Annotated in this window: 26 protein-coding genes, 5 tRNA genes and 1 riboswitch; of the genes, 27 read left to right on the top strand and 4 right to left on the bottom strand. The window is 28.7% G+C overall.

The window, feature by feature from the left end; all coding sequences use genetic code 11:
- Positions 1–110: 110 nt before the first annotated feature.
- Entirely contained in the window at positions 111–956 is an 846-nt protein-coding gene (locus AZI32_RS12545; protein WP_061996167.1) for an ABC transporter permease, read from the top strand.
- A 68-nt stretch (positions 957–1,024) separates the two neighbouring features.
- On the opposite strand, the gene AZI32_RS12540 is transcribed toward AZI32_RS12545, so the two are convergent.
- The gene (locus AZI32_RS12540) at positions 1,025–1,480 is read right to left on the bottom strand and encodes a MarR family transcriptional regulator (protein WP_061996166.1); all 456 of its coding nucleotides are present in this window, start codon (positions 1,478–1,480) and stop codon (positions 1,025–1,027) included.
- A 412-nt stretch (positions 1,481–1,892) separates the two neighbouring features.
- On the opposite strand from AZI32_RS12540, the gene AZI32_RS12535 reads away from it, so the two are divergent.
- A complete protein-coding gene (locus tag AZI32_RS12535) occupies positions 1,893–2,582 on the top strand; it encodes a hypothetical protein (RefSeq protein WP_061996165.1) in 690 nt (229 codons plus the stop codon).
- 47 nt (positions 2,583–2,629) lie between these two features.
- Here AZI32_RS12535 and AZI32_RS12530 read toward each other — a convergent pair whose 3' ends face one another.
- Positions 2,630–3,178, bottom strand: a complete 549-nt coding sequence (locus AZI32_RS12530) for an NADH peroxidase (protein ID WP_061996164.1) — start codon at positions 3,176–3,178, stop codon at positions 2,630–2,632.
- A gap of 155 nt (positions 3,179–3,333) precedes the next feature.
- Positions 3,334–4,035, bottom strand: a complete 702-nt coding sequence (locus AZI32_RS12525; RefSeq protein WP_061996163.1) for a Crp/Fnr family transcriptional regulator — start codon at positions 4,033–4,035, stop codon at positions 3,334–3,336.
- Positions 4,036–4,517: 482 nt separating this feature from the next.
- Here AZI32_RS12525 and AZI32_RS12520 point away from each other — a divergent pair, with 482 nt between their 5' ends.
- The 18 genes from AZI32_RS12520 to AZI32_RS12435 all read left to right on the top strand — a co-directional run bounded on the left by AZI32_RS12520 (position 4,518) and on the right by AZI32_RS12435 (position 20,744).
- Positions 4,518–5,006: a deaminase gene (locus tag AZI32_RS12520; RefSeq protein WP_061996162.1), complete on the top strand. Its 489-nt coding sequence runs from the start codon at positions 4,518–4,520 to the stop codon at positions 5,004–5,006.
- Positions 5,007–5,028: 22 nt separating this feature from the next.
- Positions 5,029–6,063, top strand: a complete 1,035-nt coding sequence (locus AZI32_RS12515) for an MraY family glycosyltransferase (RefSeq protein WP_061996161.1) — start codon at positions 5,029–5,031, stop codon at positions 6,061–6,063.
- An 847-nt stretch (positions 6,064–6,910) separates the two neighbouring features.
- Positions 6,911–7,276 carry an ATP synthase subunit I gene (locus tag AZI32_RS12510; protein ID WP_061996160.1) on the top strand — a complete coding sequence of 122 codons (366 nt, stop codon included), beginning with the start codon at positions 6,911–6,913 and terminating at the stop codon, positions 7,274–7,276.
- A 17-nt stretch (positions 7,277–7,293) separates the two neighbouring features.
- A complete protein-coding gene (locus tag AZI32_RS12505; RefSeq protein WP_061996159.1) occupies positions 7,294–7,974 on the top strand; it encodes a F0F1 ATP synthase subunit A in 681 nt (226 codons plus the stop codon).
- A 30-nt stretch (positions 7,975–8,004) separates the two neighbouring features.
- On the top strand, positions 8,005–8,247 hold the full coding sequence (gene atpE / locus AZI32_RS12500; protein ID WP_010293792.1) for an ATP synthase F0 subunit C: 243 nt from the start codon (positions 8,005–8,007) through the stop codon (positions 8,245–8,247).
- Between the two features lie 63 nt (positions 8,248–8,310).
- Positions 8,311–8,790: a F0F1 ATP synthase subunit B gene (locus tag AZI32_RS12495; RefSeq protein WP_061996158.1), complete on the top strand. Its 480-nt coding sequence runs from the start codon at positions 8,311–8,313 to the stop codon at positions 8,788–8,790.
- A gap of 1 nt (position 8,791) precedes the next feature.
- Entirely contained in the window at positions 8,792–9,580 is a 789-nt protein-coding gene (locus tag AZI32_RS12490; protein ID WP_061996157.1) for a F0F1 ATP synthase subunit delta, read from the top strand.
- A gap of 92 nt (positions 9,581–9,672) precedes the next feature.
- Positions 9,673–11,187: a F0F1 ATP synthase subunit alpha gene (gene atpA, locus AZI32_RS12485; protein ID WP_061996156.1), complete on the top strand. Its 1,515-nt coding sequence runs from the start codon at positions 9,673–9,675 to the stop codon at positions 11,185–11,187.
- Between the two features lie 10 nt (positions 11,188–11,197).
- Entirely contained in the window at positions 11,198–12,049 is an 852-nt protein-coding gene (gene atpG / locus AZI32_RS12480; protein WP_061996155.1) for an ATP synthase F1 subunit gamma, read from the top strand.
- Between the two features lie 24 nt (positions 12,050–12,073).
- Positions 12,074–13,468 carry a F0F1 ATP synthase subunit beta gene (gene atpD / locus AZI32_RS12475; RefSeq protein WP_061996154.1) on the top strand — a complete coding sequence of 465 codons (1,395 nt, stop codon included), beginning with the start codon at positions 12,074–12,076 and terminating at the stop codon, positions 13,466–13,468.
- Between the two features lie 197 nt (positions 13,469–13,665).
- Entirely contained in the window at positions 13,666–14,058 is a 393-nt protein-coding gene (locus AZI32_RS12470; protein ID WP_061996153.1) for a F0F1 ATP synthase subunit epsilon, read from the top strand.
- A gap of 181 nt (positions 14,059–14,239) precedes the next feature.
- Positions 14,240–14,440, top strand: a complete 201-nt coding sequence (locus AZI32_RS12465) for a hypothetical protein (RefSeq protein ID WP_061996152.1) — start codon at positions 14,240–14,242, stop codon at positions 14,438–14,440.
- Positions 14,441–14,948: 508 nt separating this feature from the next.
- On the top strand, positions 14,949–15,638 hold the full coding sequence (locus tag AZI32_RS12460; RefSeq protein ID WP_061996151.1) for a hypothetical protein: 690 nt from the start codon (positions 14,949–14,951) through the stop codon (positions 15,636–15,638).
- Between the two features lie 26 nt (positions 15,639–15,664).
- Positions 15,665–16,933 carry a UDP-N-acetylglucosamine 1-carboxyvinyltransferase gene (murA, locus tag AZI32_RS12455; RefSeq protein ID WP_061996150.1) on the top strand — a complete coding sequence of 423 codons (1,269 nt, stop codon included), beginning with the start codon at positions 15,665–15,667 and terminating at the stop codon, positions 16,931–16,933.
- 232 nt (positions 16,934–17,165) lie between these two features.
- Complete coding sequence (spoIID, locus tag AZI32_RS12450; RefSeq protein WP_061996149.1) at positions 17,166–18,272, top strand: stage II sporulation protein D; 1,107 nt, start codon at positions 17,166–17,168, stop codon at positions 18,270–18,272.
- Between the two features lie 256 nt (positions 18,273–18,528).
- Positions 18,529–19,254: a M23 family metallopeptidase gene (locus tag AZI32_RS12445; RefSeq protein ID WP_061996148.1), complete on the top strand. Its 726-nt coding sequence runs from the start codon at positions 18,529–18,531 to the stop codon at positions 19,252–19,254.
- Between the two features lie 113 nt (positions 19,255–19,367).
- Entirely contained in the window at positions 19,368–19,622 is a 255-nt protein-coding gene (spoIIID, locus tag AZI32_RS12440; RefSeq protein ID WP_010293777.1) for a sporulation transcriptional regulator SpoIIID, read from the top strand.
- A 93-nt stretch (positions 19,623–19,715) separates the two neighbouring features.
- Positions 19,716–20,744 carry a rod shape-determining protein gene (locus AZI32_RS12435; protein WP_010293776.1) on the top strand — a complete coding sequence of 343 codons (1,029 nt, stop codon included), beginning with the start codon at positions 19,716–19,718 and terminating at the stop codon, positions 20,742–20,744.
- Between the two features lie 66 nt (positions 20,745–20,810).
- Here AZI32_RS12435 and yyaC read toward each other — a convergent pair whose 3' ends face one another.
- The gene (yyaC, locus tag AZI32_RS12430; protein ID WP_061996147.1) at positions 20,811–21,350 is read right to left on the bottom strand and encodes a spore protease YyaC; all 540 of its coding nucleotides are present in this window, start codon (positions 21,348–21,350) and stop codon (positions 20,811–20,813) included.
- Positions 21,351–21,712: 362 nt separating this feature from the next.
- Between yyaC and AZI32_RS12425 the strand changes: the two genes are divergently transcribed.
- The 7 genes from AZI32_RS12425 (at position 21,713) to metK (ending at position 24,497) form a co-directional block, all read left to right on the top strand.
- Positions 21,713–22,312 (top strand): hypothetical protein, encoded by a 600-nt coding sequence (locus AZI32_RS12425; RefSeq protein WP_157450909.1) that lies wholly within the window; start codon positions 21,713–21,715, stop codon positions 22,310–22,312.
- 166 nt (positions 22,313–22,478) lie between these two features.
- Positions 22,479–22,553, top strand: a tRNA-Thr gene (locus AZI32_RS12420).
- Between the two features lie 5 nt (positions 22,554–22,558).
- Positions 22,559–22,643, top strand: a tRNA-Tyr gene (locus AZI32_RS12415).
- Positions 22,644–22,651: 8 nt separating this feature from the next.
- Positions 22,652–22,727, top strand: a tRNA-Val gene (locus tag AZI32_RS12410).
- Between the two features lie 30 nt (positions 22,728–22,757).
- Positions 22,758–22,832, top strand: a tRNA-Thr gene (locus AZI32_RS12405).
- A gap of 5 nt (positions 22,833–22,837) precedes the next feature.
- Positions 22,838–22,922, top strand: a tRNA-Tyr gene (locus AZI32_RS12400).
- A 140-nt stretch (positions 22,923–23,062) separates the two neighbouring features.
- A riboswitch (SAM riboswitch) is annotated at positions 23,063–23,164 on the top strand.
- A 157-nt stretch (positions 23,165–23,321) separates the two neighbouring features.
- Entirely contained in the window at positions 23,322–24,497 is a 1,176-nt protein-coding gene (gene metK, locus AZI32_RS12395) for a methionine adenosyltransferase (RefSeq protein WP_061996145.1), read from the top strand.
- Positions 24,498–24,558 lie beyond the last annotated feature (61 nt).

Below are 24,558 nucleotides of genomic sequence, written 5' to 3'. Positions count from 1 at the left end.
TATCAAATGAGAGTAGCAAATGAATTTATTCATTGCAAAATCAGACAGGGTGAATAAGGAATTAAACAAGATTTATAGATTTTTATAAATTTTTGGCAACGGTGATAGGGATGTTTAGTGATGGATGTAAGGAAAGATTAAAAAGAGAGTTTAAAAAAAATAAATTAGCCAAATTTTCTTTAATATCATTACTTATTATAGTAATATGCTCAATATTTATATTTTTAAGTCCCTATGATGCTAATAGAATAGAATTGGTTCAAAAATTTGAAGGGCCAACTTTGAAACATATATTTGGAACTGATGAGTTAGGAAGGGACTATTTTACTAGGGCTATGTATGGTACGAGAGTATCGTTAGTAGTTGGAATAATGTCTATGATAGTATCAGTATTTATTGGGACTTTAGTTGGAGCTTTAAGTGGATTAATAGGGGGAAAAGTAGACTCTATAATTATGAGGTTTATAGATATGCTTATGAGCATACCATTATTCTTTTTACTTTTAATTGCAAATGCTTATTTAAGACCTAGTGTAATAAATATAATAATAATAATAGGTGTATTTGGCTGGATGGGTATAGCGAGAATTGTCCGTTCAGAAGCATTATCTATAAAAGAACGAGATTATGTGTTATGTTCTAAGGCTTTAGGTGCTTCGAATAAAGATATATTAAAAAGGCATATTATACCTAATGTGCTTTCTACAGTAATAGTAGCATCAAGCATAAACGTAGCAGATGCAATATTAACAGAATCTGCTCTTAGTTTCTTAGGGCTCGGTGTTCAACAACCAATGTCATCCTTAGGAAGTATGTTACAACAGGCACAATCAAGAATGGGAGATCAAATATATTTGGCGTTGTTTCCGGGATTATTGATATTAATTATAGTAATGAGTTTTAATGTATTAGGTGATATTTTTAGGATGGGATTAGAACCTGAAAATAATAATTAATAAAAAAGTACTTTAAAATAATTCTTATTTTAAAGTACTTTTTTAGTGTTATTATAAGTTATAAATAATTATTTTTCTCTAGATTTAACATCACATAAAATTTTCTTTATGCTGTTTAAATGATAAATCATATCTTCTATTTCATTTTCTGTAAAAGAAGATAAATTTTCTTTAATTTTACAAATAGTTAAATTCTTTTGATTCTCAACAAAACTTTCACCTTTGCTAGTTAATTGTATATTATAAATTCTTCTATCGTCGTTATCTACAATTTTATAAACTAAATCTAAGTTTATAAGATTGTTGATTATTGGTGTCAAATTGCACTTGTTGATACATAGTTTTTTAGATATATTAGACATTGTTAAAACTCCAAAAGTATCTAAAAGGCATAATATATTTTTATGAGAATTAGGAAGACAATGATTTTCTTCTAAGTCATCTATTTTACCAAAATTTTTCATAAAAATAGGAAAAATTGAAAGTATACCTTCCGCAAAAGCTGTAAGATTTTTATCATCCATTACAATTACTCCTAACTTTTATTTTTAAAAAGCATCATAAATTTATTAAATTTTGTATCAATTTATATTGTGACTGTTATATTGTGAAATGTCAATAAATTTTACAAAAAATTACAAAAATCGAGTGATTAAAAAATGATTCTAAATTTTTACAAAGAGTTATAAACAGTAAATATGAATTTTATCAACATATTTGTGTATAAAGTTATATTTGATTGTTTATAATTTATAAGATTTTTTATAAGTTTTATAAGTGATATAATTATAGAGTTGAAATGATAAAAAAGACTTGTTGTGTAAATTAAAATAAGAAATTATCTTATTATAGGATTTAAAGTTAACTTTTAATTTAAAAATAATAAAAAGCTATGAAAGTAATAATAAATACTAAAGAAAAAATGGAGTGATAGTTGTGGATAGATATAATTTAATAAAAGGAAAAAATGAAAGAGAGATTGTTCTTTTAAAGGGGAGCCCATGTGTATGGGGGAGGTGTACTTTCTGTGATTATATACATGATAACGATGAAAATGAAAAAGAAATGATTGAGTTAAATAAGACAGTTCTTAAAAACGTTACCGGTGAATTAAAAGCATTAGAAGTAATAAATTCAGGAAGTGTATTTGAACTTCCAAAAGAAACTTTAAATGATATAAAAAGAATAGTAGAAGAGAAGAATATAGAAAAATTGTTTTTTGAAAGTCACTGGAGTTATAGATATAGATTAGATGAAATTAGAGAGTTTTTTAATATACCAATAATATTTAAATGTGGAATTGAAACTTTTGATGATTACTTTAGAAATAAAGTTTTAAAAAAAGGTGCTATTTTTAGTGGACCTAAAGAGGTTAGAAAGTATTTTGAGTCCATATGTCTTTTAATAGGTATAGAAGGGCAAACAAAAGAAATGATAGATAAAGATATTGAGTATCTTTTAAAATATTTTTCAAAAGGGTGTGTAAATATATTCGTTGAAAATACTACTTATATAAAAAGAGATGAAAATCTTATAGGGTGGTTTCAAGAAAAATATAGTTATTTACAAAGTGATTCTAGAGTTGAAGTTCTTTTTGAAAACACAGATTTTGGTGTAGGAGAATAAGAAAAAACAGTTTTAAGTTATGTAACTTAAAACTGTTTTGTTATATACTATTTTCCAAAGTATCTATTTAATAATCCGTTAAAAGCAGCACCATGTCTAGCTTCATCTTTACACATTTCATGAACTGTATCATGAATTGCATCTAGGTTTAATTTTTTAGCAAGTGTAGCTAAATCTTTTTTACCTTGACATGCTCCGTGTTCAGCATCAACTCTAGCTTGTAAGTTTGCTTTTGTATCAGCAGCTACAACTTCTCCTAATATTTCAGCAAATTTAGCAGCATGTTCAGCTTCTTCAAAAGCTATTCTTTTATAAGCTTCAGCAACTTCTGGATAGCCTTCTCTATCGGCTTGACGGCTCATAGCTAAGTACATACCAACTTCAGTACATTCTCCCATAAAGTTAGCTCTTAATCCTTCTACAACTTCAGCATCTATATCTTTAGCAATTCCTATTCTGTGTTCATCAGCCCAAGCCATTCCATCTTCACATTTTTCTATAAATTTATCAGCTGGAGCTTTACAAATAGGGCAAAACTCTGGAGCTGAATCTCCTTCGTGAATATATCCACACACAGTACAAACAAATTTTTTCATAATAAAAACCCTCCTAAAACTTAAATAATATTTTTAAAGTAATATATTTTTATTTATAATTTTTTTCCAAATTCCTTATGATATTATTATATATCATTGGAAAGCAATTATCAATAGAAAATCATTATTTTTATTAAAATTTTTAGAAATATCTTTTAAATTCCTAATATATACTTAATTTCTTCTAAATTTAATATTTCAATAGATTTTCTATCAAAATTAATTATACCCTCATTTTTCATATTTATTAATTCTCTAGATAAAGAAGGGCGCTGGACTCCTAAATGTTCAGAAAGTATTTTTTTAGACATATTTAATGAAAGCTTTAAGCTATCTTGTTTTTTGTATTCTTCCATTATAAAAAAACAAATTTTCTGTCTTAAATTTTCTAATGAAAGGATTGTAACTTTTTTATTTAACATTAGTATTTTAGAAGATAGCACTTCCATAAAATTTCTTAAAATAGTTTGATTTAAGCTACACATCAATAACACATCTTCTTTTGAAAAATAAATAATCTCAGTATTTTTATAAGCTACAACTGTTGAGGGATAATTGTGTTCTTTGGAAAATAGTATAGCTTCACCAAAAGCATTTCCAGGATAAAGCGTGCTAAGAGAAACTACTTTACCATTAGAATAATGCTTTTGAATTTCAACTCTACCAGACAAAACAATAGCTAAACTATTGCAAGGCTCTCCTTCTAGAGCTATGACGCAACTTTTACATTTTAAACAATTTTTACATTTATCATATATTGTGTAATTCAAATTTTTAATTAGATTTATAATGTCATCCTCTGATAGACTATTGAAAAGAATAGACTTTTTTAAAATTTTCGCATAAAAATTTATCATATAATCATTCCTAACTGTAGTATTAGATATTATAAATAAGAAAAATATCATTATTGTTACAAAACATTATTCTAAATTTTAATTTATAATTAAGTCTAGAATTTATATCCCTATAATAACAAAATGTAATATAAGAAAGGTATAAAAGTCAAGAAAATGAAATTTTGTTAACTTATTATTTATAAAATCATAATAAATTATGTGCTTTTAGAGCTATTTTTATAAGGTTTCAATTTATATTCTCTGAAAGTGAAAAATTTTAAGATTAAAGACAACTATATATTAGGGGATAGTGGTTAGTTGCAAATGGATAGTGAAATTTAATATATAAGTTAAATTTAGACGCTGTACACTTATAATTAACGATATTATTTGCTTACTATTTTTTTATTCTATATAATAGAAAGGAATGATAAATGATAAAGTAAATTTTACAGTAGAAAAATCAGGTTATAAACAGTGATTAAAAGAGAGGTTAATGTATGAACAGAATAGATAAACATAATTACTACTTAGATATATGTGAAACTGTTTTAGAAAGAGGAACTTGTTTAAGAAGAAATTTTGCAGCGATAATAGTTAAAAATGATGAAATAATGGCAACAGGTTATACTGGTGCTCCTAGAGGTAGAAAAAATTGCAGTGATATAGGCCATTGCAAAAGAGAAGAGTTGAATGTTCCAAGAGGAACAAGGTATGAAATTTGTAGGTCTGTCCATGCAGAACAAAATGCAATAATATCAGCAAGAAGACATGATATGATAGGATCTACTTTATATTTAGTTGGAAAAGAATATAATACAGGCGAGTTAGTGAAAAATGCATCTCCATGCACTCTTTGCAAAAGATTTATAATAAATGCTGGTATAGAAAATGTTATAATAAGAGACACAAATACTTTTTACAGAGAAGTTGAAGTTAAAGAGTGGATAGAAAATGACGATTCTTTAACTGATGATATTTCTTACTAAAAACGAAGTAGGAAGGTTAATTATGAATAAAGTTTTTTTATTAATGGTTTTAACTGGTATAATTTCAGCATGGATAACTCCTATTGTAAAAAAGATAGCTATAAAATTTGGGGCAATTGATGTTCCGGACGATGACAGAAGAATACATAAAAAACCTATACCTCGTATGGGAGGAGTAGCTATATATATAGCCTTCATTTTAGGAGTAATAATAAACAAAGAACAATTTTCCATGGATGATTTGGGACTTATATTAGGTGCTAGTGTAATTGTTTTAGGTGGAGTTATAGATGATATTAGAGAATTAAGACCTAAATACAAATTGATTTTTCAAGTTATAGCAGCTATTATACTTGTAGCCTTTGGATTGAGGGTAAATTTTGTGACTAATCCACTATATATAGGTGAAGATTATATCAATTTAGGATTTATAGGAATACCATTAACTATTATTTGGGTTATTGGGATTACAAATGCATTTAATTTAATAGATGGATTAGATGGTCTTGCTGCTGGTGTTGGTATAATATCGTCATTAACTCTAATGATAGTATCTTTCATAAATGGAAGAGTGGATGCGGTGTTTTTAACAGCTATATTAGCAGGCTCTATAATGGGATTTTTACCATATAATTTCAATCCAGCAAGTATATTTATGGGGGATACAGGATCTCAATTGTTAGGTTTTTTACTTGCTGCAATATCTATAAATGGAGCTATAAAATCTGCTACAGCGTTGGTCATAGCTGTTCCTTTGTTAGCACTGGGACTTCCTATATATGATACATTGTTTGCGGTTATAAGAAGAAAGGCTAGTGGAAAACCTATAATGCAAGGTGATAATGGACATCTTCATCATAGATTGCTAGCTTTGGGGTTAAGTCAAAAACAAGCTGTAATAATAATATATTTAATAAATGCTATACTTGGAGGCATCGCAATAATAGCTATGCAATTAAGCAATAAAAAGTCTTATTTTTTACTTGCTACAGTTGTTATTATTATTACTTTTATAGCTTGGAAAGTTGGATTATTAAAAGAAGATAAAAACAATTAAGGTTTGAAATAAAATATTTAATTTAAATGCATCTTAAAATATTTAAGGTGTATTTTATTATTTTGAAATGGATCTTAAAAAAATAAGTATTTTATTAAAAAGAAGAATATTTAAATGAAGTTAGTGAAAAAATAATTAAAAGAGGCAATATTCATTGTTGTTGGTGTAAAAAAATGAGAAATGTAAAGAAGAAAACGATTTACTTCCATGAGAACTGTGAATTTAAATTTTTCAATTAACTCCAAATCAATGATTTGATTAGGGCTAATGTATGAATTAATAAAAAAATATTATTTCATACATAAATGCCTATGTCATAAAAAGTAGAAAAAGGTCATATTATTTCATGCTAGTCAAATCAATGTTTCATAAAGATGAGTCTAGATTCATAAAAACATTGACAATACATGGAATAATGTTTAATATAACAAATAGTGACTTTATTCATAAAAAACAATTCAAAATACAGAAAATACAGAAAAATAAATATTTATAATTTACTAAAAAATGAAATTTTGAATAAAATTTCTTTCAAAATTACGAGTGTAAAATATACATTTGTCATTAATAGTGAATAATAAATAAAAAAGTTATTCATAACCATTTATTCATTTTGTAAAAAAAAATTTAATAAGTTAAAAAAATGAATTAGAGTTCTGAGAAATATTTAATACTGTAGTAAAAGTGAGATAAAAAGAGTAAAACACATTAAAAAATAAATATTTTCAAACAACTAAGGTACACTATTAAATATCAAGGAATACAGTGAAATTAGCTTGTTTATTTATATGAGCACCAGGCATATAATCTTATAATGTAATTAAAATATTGAAACGAGGAAATGAAGTTGCATAAAGAAAATAAGTTGCTTTTAAAAAGTATATTTAAATATGATTTATTATTATTAATAACAGTAACTATAATAGGGTACTTTATAATAGGTGAAAGGATTTTATTTTTTGCATCAGGACTATCTATAGCATTTATAAATTTAGTTATAAACACAGTTTCATTAAATAAATTTCTATCAGAAGATAATAGCAATATACAAAGTGTACTTATAATTAGCAAACTTATTAGGGTAATAATAGTAGTGATAATATCTATACTTATTATTAAGAATACAACAATTGGTTTTATTCTATTTATAGTGGGCTATAGCTTACAGTTTATTTCTTTTATATTATATGGTAATAAGTATAAGAACAAATAAAAGAAAGGGGTGTTATTATGGAAGAAGTTTTACCGCTAGTTACCTATAATATTTTTGGATTCCCAATAGATATTACAATGAGCATGGTAGTTCAGTGGGTCATTATAGGTATAGCTTTAATTTTAGGAATTTTATATAAAGCTAATATGAAAAAAATTCCTGGAAAAATCCAAGCGGCAGTTGAGGTTGCAGTTTTAAAAATCAACAGCATTGTCCTAGAAAACATGGGGGAAGGCAAAGAAGGATTTGCGCCATATATATTTGCATTAGCTATATATATACTTTCATTAAATATGGTAGGTATGTTTGGCATAAAACCACCAACATCAGAATTGAGTGTAACCTTTGGATTAGCAGCAATTACTTTCTTCGTTATACAAATTTATACTATTAAGAAAAATGGAATCTTAGGATACTTTAAAGGGTATGCAAGACCAATACCAGTGTTACTTCCAATAAATATAGTTGAAAGAATAATGCTACCAGTATCATTAAGTTTAAGACTTTTTGGTAATGTATTTGCAGGAACTGTAATTATAGAACTTATATATAGTGCACTAGGTAAATTAGGTTTTGTAGCGACTATAGGTATACCAATACCGTTCCATTTTTACTTCGATTTATTTGATGGAGCAGTACAAACATTAATATTTGTAATGTTAACAATGATAAATATCAAAACAATATCAGAACACTAAAACATATGAATTTTAAGGAGGATTATTATTATGGAATCAGGAGCATTTATCGCAGGAATGTCAGCATTAGGAGCAGGAATAGCAGCACTATCAGTTATAGGTGGAGGTATAGGAACAGGAAATGCAGCAGGAAAAGCTGTTGAGTCTATAGCAAAACAACCAGATGCTAGTGGTAAAATAATGAACGCATTAATAGTTGGTGCAGCGTTCTCAGAAGTTACAGCAATATATGGTTTCCTTATAGCATTATTATTAGTATTTAAAGTAGGCTAATATACTAATAAAGAATAGGAAGGGTAGGTGAAAATCCTAACTATTTCAACGTTAGGATAGCATATGGGTATAAATCCAAGTGTGATTGCGGCAGCGATTATTAATTTTTTTATATTCTTTCTAATAATTAAAAAGTTTATATATAAGCCAACAATGGCTATGGTTGATGGCAGAAGAGACGAAGTAGAAACAGCGTTAAATCATGCTAAGTCAGAAGAAGCTAAAATTGAAAGCTTAAGAATAGAACAAGAAGAAAGAATTAAAGAATACAAAGATGAAGGACAAAAATTAGTTGACGCTTATAAAGAGAAGGCTGAAAGAGTTTCAGTGGATATAATAGCAGAAGCTAAGAAAGAATGTGATGTTTTACGTTCTAGAACTAAGCAAGAAATTGCTAGAGAAAAACGTAAAGCTGAGGATGAAATGAAAACACAAGTTGTTGATTTATCATTAAACTTAGCAGAAAAAGCATTAGAAAAGAAAATTGATGAGGATGAACATAGAAGACTTATTGATGAGTTTATTTCTAAGGTAGGTAATTAATATGTATGAATTTCTTGACAGAAGATACGCACAGGCTTTATATGACGTTTGCGAAAAGGCTGGAATTTTAGAAGAAACTCTAGAGGATTTAAATAGCATTGTAGAGAGTATGGAGCAAAGCGAAGAACTAATGAAAATAATAGAGCATCCTCAGATACATCGAGCTGAAAAAAAGGCAATATTTAAAAGGCTTTTTGAAGATCAAGTTAGTCCTGAACTATTAGGTTTTTTAATTCTTTTAATAGATAAAGATAGAATTTTATATCTAAAAGAAAAATATAATCAATTTAGGTTAATTTACTTTGAACGTCATAATATGTTAGAAGCTAAAGTAAAGACTACAATTCCACTAATAGATGAACAAAGAGAAGCTTTAAAAGTAAAATTAAAAAACAAATACAAAAAAGATATTATACTTTTAGAAGAAATTGATGAAAGTTTGTTAGGTGGAATGGTCGTAAAAATTGGTGATGATGTTATTGATGGCTCTATAAAAAGAAGAATGGAATCTATGAAGCAACTAATGCAAGAAAGAAAAGACATTAAAGTAGATGTTAGTGAAAAATTCAAACCATTAGTTGCTAAAGTTAAAACTGTTCAACCATTAAATGAAGAACAGAAAGAGCAAATAATAAAGAAGCTAAAAAACTATTATAATAGAGAATTTATAATAGAAGAAAGCATAGATAAAAAAATCTTAGGTGGAGTTTATATAACTGTTGGTGATGATGTTATAGATGTAACAGTAAAAGGTAAACTTATAGAACTAAGAAGAAACATGAATGGCTAAATAGCAAATTTACCATAAAGATAAATACTATGAAGATAGCAAGAATTTATAAAATTTATAAAGGCATCTTTATACAGGATTGAGGTGAGAATATGCATATAAAACCAGGAGAAATAACGTCTATACTAAAAAAAGAATTAGAGAAGTATGAAAATAAAATAAATACTGTAGACGCAGGAACAATTATCCAAATAGGTGATGGAATAGCTAGAGTTTATGGTTTAGATGATTGTCTTGAAGGTGAACTTTTAGAATTTCCAAACAATGTTTATGGAATGGCTTTAAACTTAGAACAAGACAACGTAGGTTGTGTTTTGCTTGGGTCAGAAGAGGGCATAAAAGAAGGAGATATAGTAAATAGAACTGGAAGAGTAGTTGAAGTTCCAGTTGGAGCTGATTTACTAGGAAGAGTAGTTGATCCATTAGGAAATCCAATAGATGGAAAAGGTCCAATAAATGCAGAAGCTCATAGACCAGTTGAGGTTAATGCACCAGGAGTTATTGAACGTCAATCAGTAAAACAACCTATGCAAACTGGAATAAAGGCAATTGACACAATGATTCCAATAGGAAAAGGACAAAGAGAGTTAATAATTGGAGATAGACAAACAGGTAAAACAGCATTAGCTTTAGATTCTATCTTAAATCAAAGAGGAAAAGATGTAATTTGTATATATGTAGCTATAGGACAAAAACAGTCAACAGTAGCACATATTGTTAATACATTAGAAGAAATGGGAGCTTTAGATTATACAATAGTTGTATCAGCTAGCGCTTCTGAATCAGCACCATTACAATACTTAGCACCATTTGCTGGTTGTAGTATGGGTGAACACTTTATGCATCAAGGAAAAGACGTATTAATAGTATATGATGACTTATCTAAACACGCAGTAGCTTATAGAACAATGTCATTATTACTTCGTAGACCACCAGGAAGAGAAGCATACCCAGGAGATGTTTTCTATCTTCATTCAAGATTACTTGAAAGAGCAGCAAAACTTTCTGATAAATTAGGTGCAGGTTCATTAACGGCGCTTCCTATAATTGAAACATTAGCTGGAGATGTAACTGCATATATACCAACAAATGTAATATCAATTACAGATGGACAGATATTCTTAGAAGCGGATTTATTCCATTCAGGACAAAGACCAGCAGTTAATGCAGGTATATCTGTTTCAAGGGTTGGTGGAAGTGCTCAAATTAAAGCTATGAAACAAGTAACTGGTACTTTAAGAATAGAACTTGCTCAATACAGAGAACTTGCATCTTTCGCACAGTTTGGATCTGACCTTGATAAGGATACTAAAAAAAGACTTGAAAAAGGTAAGAGATTAATAGAAATATTAAAACAAGATCAATATGTACCAATGGCTGTTGAAGATCAAATAATGATTCTATATGCTGGAGTAAATGAACATATAATGGATATACCAGTATCTAAAATAAGATTATTTGAAAAGCAATTCTTAGAGTTTATGAATACTTATCATAAAGAAGTTCCTGATCTAATTAGAGAAAGAAAACAATTAGATAGTGAAATAGAAGGAAAGCTTGTAGAGGGCATAAAGGAGTTTAAACAAAAATTTTTAGTAGAACTATAGAGGTGAGAAAATGGGCGCAGCAGGACTTGTTGAGATAAAGAGAAGAATTAAGTCTATAAATAATACCAAGAAAATAACAAAGGCATTAGGCTTAGTTTCTACCTCAAAATTAAGAAAAGTTAGGGAAAAATTATCTTCAAATAATGATTATTTTAAGCAATGTGAAGATGTATTTGCAGAAGTAGTCAATAGTTATGAAGAGGAAAATATTTATACCAAAAGTAATAAAAGTTCCAAGAAGTTATATATTGTGCTTACCTCCGATATGGGTTTATGTGGCTCCTTTAACAGTTCTATGATTTCTCATGTTGCAGAAATTACTCGAAATGATAGAGAAAATGCTCTTATTTTAATGGTGGGAGAGAAAGGAAGATCGTTTGCTAGAAGATACAAACTAGAGACTATGGCTGAGTATATAGAAGTTGGCGATCTTCCAACTACTAAAGAAGCTTCTACTGTGTATAATGATGCATTTGAAATGTTTAGAAAAAGTGAAGTTTCAGAAGTGAATATTGTTTATGCAAAATTTATTTCTCAATTAAAGAAGCAAATTGAAGTTGAACAATTATTACCTATAGATAAGAGTAAATTTAGTAATATTGAATCAAAAGCAGAATTTGAAAATGGGTCGGATATATTATTTGATAATGTAGTAAATTTATATTTTACAAGTAAAATATTAAATTCTATGATTCATGCAAAATGTAGTGAACAAAGTTACAGAATGGAAGCTATGGAAGGTGCTACAAAAAATTCTGATGATTTGTTAGAAAAACTTAACTTGAAATATAATAGAATAAGACAGAGTGCTATAACACAGGAAATTTCGGAAATAGTAGGTGGAGCAGAAGCACAAAACTAGAATTAGTTAGATTGGAGGGATAATATGTCACAAAAAATAGGAACCGTTGTACAAATTATAGGACCGGTTATAGATATAAAGTTTGAAGCGGGTTCACTTCCAAATATATACAATGCTATAGAGATAAAAATGGATGGAAGAACTATAATAGCTGAAGTAGAACAACATATAGGTGATGATATAGTAAGAACAATTGCTATGGAAAACACTGAAGGATTAAAAAGAGGACTTAAAGCTGTAGATACTGGAAAAGGAATACAAGTACCAGTAGGAGATTCAGTTTTAGGAAGATTATTTAATGTATTAGGAAAACCTATAGACGAAGAAGGTAACTTTGAAGCACAAAACCTGTATACAATTCACAGATCAGCACCTTCATTTGAAGAGCAATCAGTGGAACCAGAAGTATTTGAAACAGGAATAAAAGTAATAGATCTTTTAGCTCCATATCAGCGTGGTGGAAAAATAGGTCTATTTGGTGGAGCTGGAGTTGGTAAAACAGTTTTAATCCAAGAGCTTATAAATAACATAGCTAAGCAACATGGAGGACTTTCTGTATTTACTGGAGTTGGAGAAAGAACAAGAGAAGGTAATGACCTTTATCATGAAATGAAAGAATCAGGAGTTATAGACAAAACAGCTCTTGTATTTGGTCAGATGAATGAGTCTCCAGGAGCTAGAATGAGAGTTGCTCTAACAGGACTTACAATGTCAGAGTATTTTAGAGATCAAGGTCAAGACGTGTTATTGTTCATAGATAACATATTTAGATTTACCCAAGCAGGATCTGAGGTATCAGCATTGCTTGGAAGAATACCAAGTGCCGTTGGATACCAACCAACACTTGCAACAGAAATGGGAGCATTACAAGAAAGAATAACTTCTACTAAAAATGGTTCTATAACATCTGTTCAAGCTGTTTACGTTCCAGCAGACGATTTAACAGACCCAGCGCCAGCAACTACGTTTGCTCACTTAGATGCAACTACAGTTTTATCAAGAGCTATAGTTGAGTTGGGTATATACCCAGCAGTTGATCCTTTAGAATCATCATCAAGGATGCTAGATCCAAGAATTATAGGAGAAGATCATTATGGTGTAGCAACTAAAGTTAAACACATATTAGAAAGATATAAAGAGTTACAAGATATTATAGCAATATTAGGTGTAGACGAACTTTCTGATGAAGATAAGATAGTAGTTAGTAGAGCGAGAAAAGTACAAAGATTCTTATCTCAACCTTTTACAGTTGGTGAGCAATTTACTGGAATAAAAGGAAAATATGTACCATTAAAAGAAACTATAAAAGGATTCAAAGAGATATTAGAAGGTAAGCATGATGCTCTTCCAGAAGCGGCATTCTTATTTGTTGGAACAATAGAAGAAGCTATAGAAAAAGCTAAAACTTTATCAGAATAAATTCTATATAATTATGGTCAATATTTATAGAAAGGATTCCGTCCAAAAGCAATGAAGTATTGATTAGTACCTGTTAAAGCGGGGAGTTTAAGCCTTTGGAAAGTCAGACCATTCATTTTATTTATATAATAAGATGGACTTGATGAATTAGGAAGTAAGATGATTAAATTTTAACATTTTACAATGACGGTTATATTATGGAAAATAGTTTTAAGCTTATAATAGTAACCCCAGATAAAGAGCTTTATAATGGTAATGTTGTAAAGTTAAGCTCAGAAAGTAGTGATGGTAAATTTGGTATATTACCAAATCATATGGCTATGGTATCCGAGGTTATTCCAACTATAGTTAACTTTCAAGATGTAAATGGTAAAGAATATAAGTGTTTTACATCAAGTGGAGTTATTAAAGTTAGAAAGAATGAAGTAACTATTTTATGTAATGCTGCTGAGTGGCCTGAAGATATAGATAAGAAAAGGGCTGAATCGGCTAAGAAAAGAGCAGAAGATAGACTTAAAAATAAAAATGAAATAGATGTAAAAAGAGCTGAATTAGCTCTTAAAAGATCATTATTAAGATTGAATTTATAAAGATATCGCCTTTAAATAATTTTAAAGGCGATATTTTTTTTTCAATAAATAGAAAAAGTGGAATAATAACTTAACAAATATTAAGGATAAAGTAAATACTTTATAAGCATAATAACAATATAATTTAATAAAAAAATTAATTTTATTATAAATAATTGTATTATGTTAGGAGGAATAAAAAATGAATAATAGAACTGAAAATCCAAATGAAAATATTAGAATATCAGATGCATCAAAAATAAATTTAGTTAATCAATACAATCAAACTGTCAAAACATTTAAAAATAATACAGTTAATATAGAGGGAAAAGAGTATTTGCAATTAGACAAAGCATTAGAAACTTTAAAAGAAGTAGCTCCATTTTCATCTATGTTTACATAAAAATAATGCTATCTTGATTAAAGGTAGCATTATTTTTAAATATATATATTGTAAAAAAACCACTAATATGCACAAAAAGAGGAAAAAAATATATATTAATAATATATATTCAAAATTTCTATAAATTTATAAAAAAGCTAAATTATAACTTTAGTTATAATCTATATATTTATTTAGTTTATTGTATAGTATTCTAAAATCACATTTTAATTTATACATTGAAGATTTTAGACACCCTTAACAGTGAGTAGATGCTCAAAAATCACTAAATTTTATAACTACAATTATAAATATAGATAAGCTAAAATTTGGGCATGTTTCACTATATTAATTAGGATAACATAAAAGATTATAGATATAAATGTATATAAGTTATAAACATAAAATCTATAATAACCAATTATGTTATCTTATTTCTAATTTAAAAAATTAAATAACTTATATTTGAAACAAGCCAGTGTATAAAGCAATAATTATTGTCAATACTTTTAAAAGTGGAGGGATAGTTATGGAGAAATTTTTAAAAAAGTTTATAGCAATCTTTATGATTTTTATATTGGTTTGTTTAAATTCAATAAATTCAAAGGCTATAGATAAGAAAGATATAATTGGTGAAGTTTTAAATATAGCTAAAGCAGAAATTATTGAAGTTGGAGTTGAAACTATATTTAATGAAGAAAAAGATATAAATAGTTATTGTGAAGAATTAAAGAAAAGTATAAGTTATTATGGTTATGATAAAGAAAAAATAATTGTTAAAAATCATAATGATTATATAGAAGTTAAAATTGATAATCTTAATGTAATTATAGAAAAAATTGATTATAAAGATAATATGATAAAAATGACAGTTAGTCAAAAAACAAAATATAATAATTTAGATTTTCTAAAGAATTTAACAAAGACCACATTTAAAAACGAAAAACATATAAATCAATATTTATATGTAAAATCTAGTTTCGATGATGAAAATTGCAATTTGCTAAATAAGCATATAGTAGATTTTTTAGATAAAAATGGGGCTACAGATTTAGAAACGGTGCCTTTAGAGAATGGATTTAGTACTATTTGCAATACTAAGATGTATAATTCAAAAGAAATCTTTAGAAAAAAAATTGATTTTCAATTTGCTATTATGAAATACAGCAGAGAAAATTATTTAATAATAGGAACCCCAGAAATAACTGTAGCTTTTTAAAATAGCACTATTTATGGAGGAATAACATGGAAAAGTTTATTATAAAAGGTGGCAAAAGATTAAATGGCGAAGTAGAGATTAGTTCAGCTAAAAATTCAGTATTACCAATACTTGCATCAACTATATTAAGTGATAGTGTTTGTGTTTTTAATAATATTCCTAAATTAGAAGATGTTAATGTACTTTATGAAGTCTTACAATCTTTAAATGCTAAAGTAATTTTAAGAAAAGATAATAAAATAGAAATAGATACTAGAAATTTAAATTTAGAGGAAGTTAGCAATGAGTTAGTAAGAAAAATGAGGGCATCATTTTTGATTATGGGAGCCATGCTTGCAAGATTCGGATATTTTAAGATATCGTTGCCTGGAGGTTGTAATATAGGATCAAGACCTATAGATCTGCATTTAAAAGGATTAACTGCATTAGGAGCAGAGATTAGAACAGAACATGGGTTTGTTGAAGCTAAAGCAGATAAACTTAAAGGTGCAAAAATATATTTAGATTTTCCATCAGTAGGAGCTACTGAAAATATAATGATGGCTGCATCACTAGCTGAAGGTGAAACTATAATTGAAAATGCAGCAGAAGAACCAGAAATAATAGATCTTGCAAATTTTTTAAAGAGTATGGGTGCGAAGATTTATGGAGAAGGCACAGATACCATAAGAATAGTTGGAGTGGATAAACTTATGGGAACAGAATATACTCCTATTTTTGATAGAATAGAAGCGGGAACATTTATGATTGCTGCTGCAATAACTAAAAGTAAAATAAAATTAACTAATGTAAATGAAGAATATTTAAAACCAGTAATAGCAAAAATGAAGGAAATGGGAGTAAAAATAGAAGCAAGTAAAAATACTATTGTTATAGATGGAAGCACAGATTTAAACCCAATAGATATAAAAACTATGCCATACCCTGGATTCCCTACTGATATGCAAGCTCAAATGATGAGCCTATTAAGCATTGTTAAGGGTACTAGTATGATAACAGAAACTATTTTTGAAAATAGATTTATGCATGTGAGAGAACTGGTAAGAATGGGTGCAAATATAAAAATAGATGGACGATGTGCAGTTGTGGAAGGTGTAAAATCTTTAACAGGTGCTGAAGTTAAGGCAACAGATTTAAGAGCAGGAGCTTGTTTAATATTAGCAGGATTGTGTGCAAAGGGAAAAACCACAATAGCAGATATATACCATATAGATAGAGGATATGTTGAAATTGAAAAGAAATTTCAAAAGTTAGGTGCTGATATTAAAAGGATAAATATAGAGGAAGAAATTTAATTTAAAAAATAGTTACTCAAATTTTATGAGTGACTATTTTTTTTATTGATTTTTCAAAGATATTGATTTGCTTCTAATAAAAAAGATAATTATAAAAAATTAAATTTTAAAATTTATATAGATATTTTAAAAAAGATGTTATATTTAATAACTTTTTTTAATAAACTTTGAATAAAAAGAACAAATAGCCTATTATTTAAAGTTTTAACTTGCAAAACGAGAGGAGGATAAAATGAGAAATTTAAAAAATAAATTTAAGTTAAATGCTCATAGTGTAAGTATAAGTGAAAAAATGGCGTCGCAGATAATATCGGTTTTAACATTTGTAGCACTAGGGGTTATGTTCTTACTTGCATCAACTTATTTTATATTAGGAGGGAATGTTAAAGAAAAAAATAATGATATTAGTTCTTTTGAAATTGGCAAAAGGGATATAAAAGAAAATAAAGTGGCTAAAAAAAATTTAGTAGAGGATATAAATGTGGATAAAGTTAAAGTTTATTTGACTAAGCAAGACAGAGTGGTTGAACTACCTATAGAAGAATATATTAAAGGAGTTATAAGTAGTGAAATGCCAATAAATTTTGAAATAGAAGCATTAAAAGCTCAAGCAGTAGCCGCTAGAACATATACAGTAGCTCATACGAAAGCTATTGGTGGTGGGTGTAATAAAAGTAATGGATCAGATCTTTGTGATACAACTCATTGTCAGGTATATCTAAGCAAAGAGGAAAAAATTCAAATGTGGGGTGTTAAAGGAGAAAGTAACTGGAAAAAGGTGGAAGAAGCTGTAAACGCTACAAAAGGACAAGTGTTATCTTATGATGGAGGACTTGCTAGTGGAGCGTACTACTTTTCTACTAGTAGTGGAAAAACTGAAAACTCAGAAGATGTTTTTGTAAACGCGCTACCATATTTAAGAAGTGTTGAAAGTAAAGGAGAAGAAAATGCACCAAGATATAAAAGCGTAGTTTCAATTTCCTATGCAGATTTTATTGAAAAAGCTAATAGTGAGTATAATGCCAATATGTCATTAAATAATATAAAAGATCAAATAAAAATTTTAAAAAGAACTGATGGTGGAAGTATAAAGAGTATAAAATTAGGAACAGCAACTATCAGTGGACCTAAATTTAGAAGTCTTTATGGTCTTAATTCTGCTAACTTTGAAATAAACTATTTAGATAATGACATGGAGATAAGCTGTACAGGTTTTGGCCATGGAGTAGGGATGAGTCAATGGGGAGCTAATAATATGGCTAGTGAAGGAAAAACCTATAAGGATATATTACAGCACTATTATACAGGAATAACTTTAGAACAAATAAATAAAAAATAATATAGTGATAAGGGATGCAAACTGAATATGTCCATAACTATCCACTAGTATATGGTTTATCTAACTTAAAGAATCCTTATTTGATTGAGATATAAGTTAAAATTAAAATTTAAAAGCCTATAAGAACTCATGGTTATCATGAGTTCTTTATTTTTAAAAACATATAAGAAAAAAGTCGAAAAAAAACGAGAAAAAATAATAACAAAAGTGAATTAACTTAAAAAGATAGGACAACAATACTAGTGGAGGTGTTTTTATGGATAAGAAAACAAAATTTAAACAATTTTTTAAAAAGGAAGGATTTTATGTAATTTTATTTGTTTGCCTATGTGCAGTAGCAACAGTAACAATATTAACAACATCTAAGGATAAAAGAGATGTGGCTCAATTACCAGCAATGGAACAAAAGGCAAATAAAGAAACAAAAGAGGACAAACAAACTAATGGAGCAACTGTAGAACCTAAAACTTATAATGATGCGTTACAAGTAAAAAAAGAGGAGCTTAAAGCAGTTCCAGAAGTACAAGTTCAAAAAAATGCAGAAAGTCAATCAGTTTCAAATGCAACAGATAGTGAATCAGTTAAACCAGTAGATGGAAGTTTAGCTCGTTCATACACAGAAGACCCTGTTTACATGTCTTCAACTAAAGACTACAGACCACACTTTGGTATAGACGTAAAAGTTGAAGAAGGTACACCTGTAGTTGCAATGATGAATGGTGTTATTAAAAATGTAGATACTTCATCAGAAGGAACATATGTTGAAATAGATCACCAAAATGGAATTGTAAGTAGATATTCTAATTTGCAAGAAAAAGTAGCTGTAAAAAAAGGAGACTCAGTAAAAGGTTCTCAAGAAATTGGTAAAGTTGGAAACACAACTACATTTGCATATGAAGAATATGGTTCTCACTTACATTTTGAAGTTTTAAAAGATGGTGAAAACATAGATCCTAGTAAATATGTAAATTATAAAAAATAGTTAGTATTATTAAAGCCATTTTCTGAATTATTCAGAGAATGGCTTATACATAAGTAATTTATGTGGAAATATAAGCATATTTATAAATATATAAGGATTAAGGAGGCAACACGTTGAAAGACTACATTGAAGAAAGAGTATTGCAAGTTGCAAGATATATAATTGAATCACAAGAAACTATAAGAAAAACTGCAACTGTATTTGGTGTAAGTAAAAGCACTATACACAAAGACATGACCGAAAGATTACCTAAAATCAATGCTCAAATTGCAGAAGAAGCTAAAAATGTATTGGACTTAAATAAGGCAGAAAGACACATTAGAGGTGGAAAAGCTACACAAATGAAATATAAAACAATTGAAGGATAAAGGCTTTCGTATTATAATTAGACAATATAAGAGTTATTTAGTTTAAAGCTAAACTTTTAGTTAAAATACGAAAGAGCAGGAGTGAATTAAAGTATGTTTTTTTTCGGTATGGGAACAGACATGGGAATAGATTTAGGAACAGCTACAGTCCTTGTTTATATGAAAGGAAAAGGCGTTATATTAAAAGAGCCTTCAGTTGTAGCAATTGAAAAAAATGCAAATAAGGTTTTAGCAGTTGGAGAAGAAGCTAGAAAAATGATAGGAAGAACTCCAGGAAACATAGTTGCTATACGTCCTTTAAGAAATGGTGTTATTTCAGATTATGATGTTACAGAGAAAATGCTTGAACATTTTATAAAAAAAGCTTGTGGAAATAAGAAAGCAGCACCAAGAGTTGTAGTATGCGTTCCATGTGAATCTACAGAAGTTGAAAGAAGAGCTGTTGAAGATGCAGCAAGAAATGCAGGTGCTAAAAAGGTTTATCTAATAGAGGAACCATTAGCAGCAGCTATAGGAGCTGGACTTGATATTTCTAAAGCTAGTGGAAATATGGTAATAGATATTGGTGGAGGAACTACAGATATAGCTGTTATATCTTTAGGTGGAATGGTAGTTAGAGAATCTATCAAAGTAGCAGGAGATAATTTTGATGATGCTATAATTAAATACATAAGAAAAAAACACAAATTAATGATAGGTGAAAGAACTGCTGAAGATTTAAAGATAAACATAGGATCAGCTTATAAAAAAGATGAAGAAATTGACATGGATATAAGAGGAAGAGATTTAATTACAGGTCTTCCTAAAAATATAACTGTCAATTCTACAGAAATGAGAGAAGCTTTACGAGAAGCAGTAGCTTCAATTGCTGAATGTACTCATGCTGTACTAGAAAAAACGCCACCAGAATTAGCAGCAGATATCGCGGAAAAAGGTATAGTTATGACTGGCGGAGGAGCACTTTTAGATGGCTTAGATAAATTGGTACAAGACTATACAAAAGTACCAGTATATGTAGCAGAGAATTCTGTTTCATGTGTTGCAATAGGAACAGGTAAAGCGTTAGAATTTATAGATAAAATGGGCGACTCATTTGGAGGACAAGACCTATCTTTTTATTAATAATTTAATTAATAAAATGACACAGTTTCTTACTGTGTCATTTTATTATTTCAAATTATGGGAACTTTAAATAAAAGATGAGTTATCAAAAGCTAAATAATATGAATGTAAAAGGGCTTTTGTTATAACCTTGGATAATTGCATAATCAGGTTTAATCTTATATTTCGATTTGTAAACAGTTCTGTATCATCACTAGAATCAATAATTCCTATTAAAGACATATCTCCTACTGGTGGAAGTAATTTTCCAACACCTTTGCCAGGGTTTATAGAAAAATCTCTTGCTTGTATTTCACCTATACTTGAATGTGGCCCTAGACAAGCATCAATTCCTATTATTTTTGAATTAGGATGTTTAATTTTAATTTCGGTTAGCTTATTTTCTAAGTTTAATGCATGTATAGGATCAGAAATTGTTCCATAAACAGGTAGAGGGAAAAAATTTTCTTTTAAACAAGTTCCAACTAGTGGACCTAAACAATCGCCTATGCATCTATCTGTACCTATACATATAATGATAGTATCTTCATCTAAATAATCTTTAATAAAAGTAGCTAAGTTGTAATAAGCTAGGGGATTTTTATAATGGGTTTTAATTTTAGCCACTGATTGCACCTCCTAGAGAATTGTGATTCATTTTAAAAAATTTAAGTATCAACTTAAAATTGATTTATACAAAATAAAATTTAATTATTATCTTCTATAATATTTGTATAAATGTAAAAATATTAAAAATACGCTTAATAATATATATGCAAAAAAATGGAATGTGATTATAAACATTTAGAAAAAAGTAAAAATATTTTTTATGTAAGTACACAGTTGAATATGAGTCTTTGCATTTGTTAATAATTAAGTATATCTAAATTTTTTTATGTTCATAATATTAACTGGGAGTGATAATTATAAAAAAAATATATTCATGTATAATAATTTTGTGTACTATAATGTATAGTTGTACTATATTAATGTTTTACAGAAATAATGAGTATTTAATTATAAAAAATGAAATTAATATAGCAACTGAAGAAACTGAAAAAAAAGATGAAAATATAAAAGAAAATCAAAACAAAAGCTATTCAGAACCTTTAATTTTTAATAAGAAAAAAAATAAAGAGCATACTAAAGAAGATATAAAACACAATAGTAGTGTAGATAATGGTAATGATGCTGTTGCTTATGATGGTGAGATGAAGTATAAAAATAAAAGACCTTTTTATGACGATGTGGAAGAAACTGAGAATGATATTAATATTTCAATAGAAGGTGAATTTGATTCTTACAATAAAAATAAGAAAAAATTAGGGGCAGAACTAGTGCGAGCAGAAGCAAAGGAAGTATTAAAACAAGTATCTTTATCGGAAAAGAAAAAACTAATAACATTCGCATATAAGGTACCTAAAAAAGAATTTAATAATATAGTTAAATATTTAAATTATGAAAATAAAGATTTAGGTGTAAAAAAAATCATAACTGTATTAGAGAAATATTTAACTGAAGAAGAAATTAAAGAAGCCAAAGAGATTGCCAAACCTTTTATGAATAAAGAAATAACTGAAGAATTCTAAATTTACTTTAAATTTAACAAAGTAAATTGATAAGGAAAAGAGAGATAAACATAGAAAGTAAGAACAAATTTAAAATAATTGCTTGTAAAGGCTAAATTTGGATTTGAAAAAAATACTACAAAATTATAAAATAAACCTTGTCGAAGTTACCGACTAAAAATAACACGCTAGCATGGCTCAACGGTAGAGCAGCTGATTTGTAATCAGCAGGTTGTAGGTTCGATTCCTATTGCTAGCTCCATAAGTGGAGGAGTTCCCGAGTGGCCAAAGGGGGCAGACTGTAAATCTGTTACGTTTCGTTTCGATGGTTCGAATCCGTCCTCCTCCACCATATAACACGGTCGCATAGCTCAGCTGGGAGAGCATCTGCCTTACAAGCAGAGGGTCACAGGTTCGAACCCTGTTGTGACCACCATTAAACTTAAAATATAAAATATAATAATACGCTGGCATGGCTCAACGGTAGAGCAGCTGACTTGTAATCAGCAGGTTGTAGGTTCGATTCCTATTGCCAGCTCCATAAATGGAGGAGTTCCCGAGTGGCCAAAGGGGGCAGACTGTAAATCTGTTACGTTTCGTTTCGATGGTTCGAATCCGTCCTCCTCCACCATACACTTTAGATTTTCTAAAGTGTTTTTTATTATAAAAATTATAAAAATTATTGAATATATTTCCAGTATAAATAAAATAATATATTGTTGACAATGATGTATTTTGATGATAACATTGTATCATAAAATTATATAATTACTCTTATCCAGAGAGGTGGAGGGAAAGGGCCCTATGAAACCCGGCAACCGGTGCTTAGCACAATGGTGCCAATTCCTGCAGAAATATTCTGCAAGATAAGAGAGTGCGAGTACGAAATTTCGACCTCTTCTTATCAAGAAGAGGTCTTTTATTGCATAAAAATAGTAGTTACAAGGATTTTGTAATAATAAGTATACCTTGTATTATTTTTAAGGCCACTCTCTTCCATTAGAACGGAAATTTGAAAGGAGATTTAAAAATGAGAAGATTATTTACATCAGAATCAGTAACAGAAGGACATCCAGATAAAATTTGTGACCAAATATCAGATGCGGTATTAGATAGTATATTAGCAAAAGACTCTCATGCAAGAGTAGCTTGTGAAACAGCAGTAACTACAGGAATGGTATTAGTTATGGGTGAAATAAGCACAAATTGCTATATAGATATTCCTAAAGTAGTAAGAGAAACAATAAAAGAAATAGGTTATACAAGAGCGAAATATGGATTTGATTATAAAACTTGTTCAGTATTAACATCAATAGATGAGCAATCACCTGACATTGCACAAGGTGTAGATGAAGCTATTGAAAAAAGAGGACAAGAAGTGGATGAAGTAGAGGCAGTTGGAGCTGGAGATCAAGGTATGATGTTTGGATTTGCAAGTAAAGAAACTCCAGAGTATATGCCACTTCCAATAGCTATGTCTCATAGACTTTCAAGAAGATTAACAGAAGTAAGAAAAAATGGAACATTAGAATACTTAAGACCAGATGGGAAAACTCAAGTTACAGTTGAGTATGAAAATGAAACTCCAGTAAGAATAGATACAATAGTAATATCTACACAACACTGTGAAACTGTAACACAAGAACAAATAAGAGAAGATTTAATGAAGCATGTTGTAAAAGCTGTTGTTCCAGCAGAATTATTAGACGAAAATACTAAATATTATATAAATCCAACAGGTAAATTTGTTATAGGTGGACCACAAGGAGATTCTGGTTTAACAGGAAGAAAAATAATAGTTGATACTTATGGTGGATATGGAAGACACGGTGGTGGAGCATTCTCAGGAAAAGATGCAACTAAAGTTGATCGTTCAGGAGCTTATGCAGCTAGATGGGTTGCTAAAAACTTAGTAGCAGCTGGGGTTGCTGATAAAATAGAAATAGAACTTGCATATGCTATAGGAGTTGCTAATCCTGTATCTATAGAAGCTGATACATTTGGAACAGAAAAAATTTCTAATGAAAAAATAATAGAAATAATTAAAAAGGTGTTTGACTTAAGACCTGGAGCTATAATAAAACAATTAGACTTAAGAAGACCAATATACAAACAAACTGCGGCTTATGGTCATTTTGGAAGAAATGATTTAAATCTTCCATGGGAGCAATTAGACAAAGTAGAAGAAATAAAAAAATATTTATAATATAAAAGACACACCTTGGGGTGTGTTTTTTGATTAGTATGGATAAATGTTATGTTTGTTT

The organism is Clostridium sp. ATCC 25772 (assembly GCF_001573875.1).
GTDB classification, from domain to species: Bacteria; Bacillota; Clostridia; order Clostridiales; family Clostridiaceae; genus Clostridium_J; species Clostridium_J senegalense.
The sequence above is the reverse complement of the archived record's forward strand: the minus strand, read 5'-3'. Positions and strand labels throughout refer to the sequence as shown.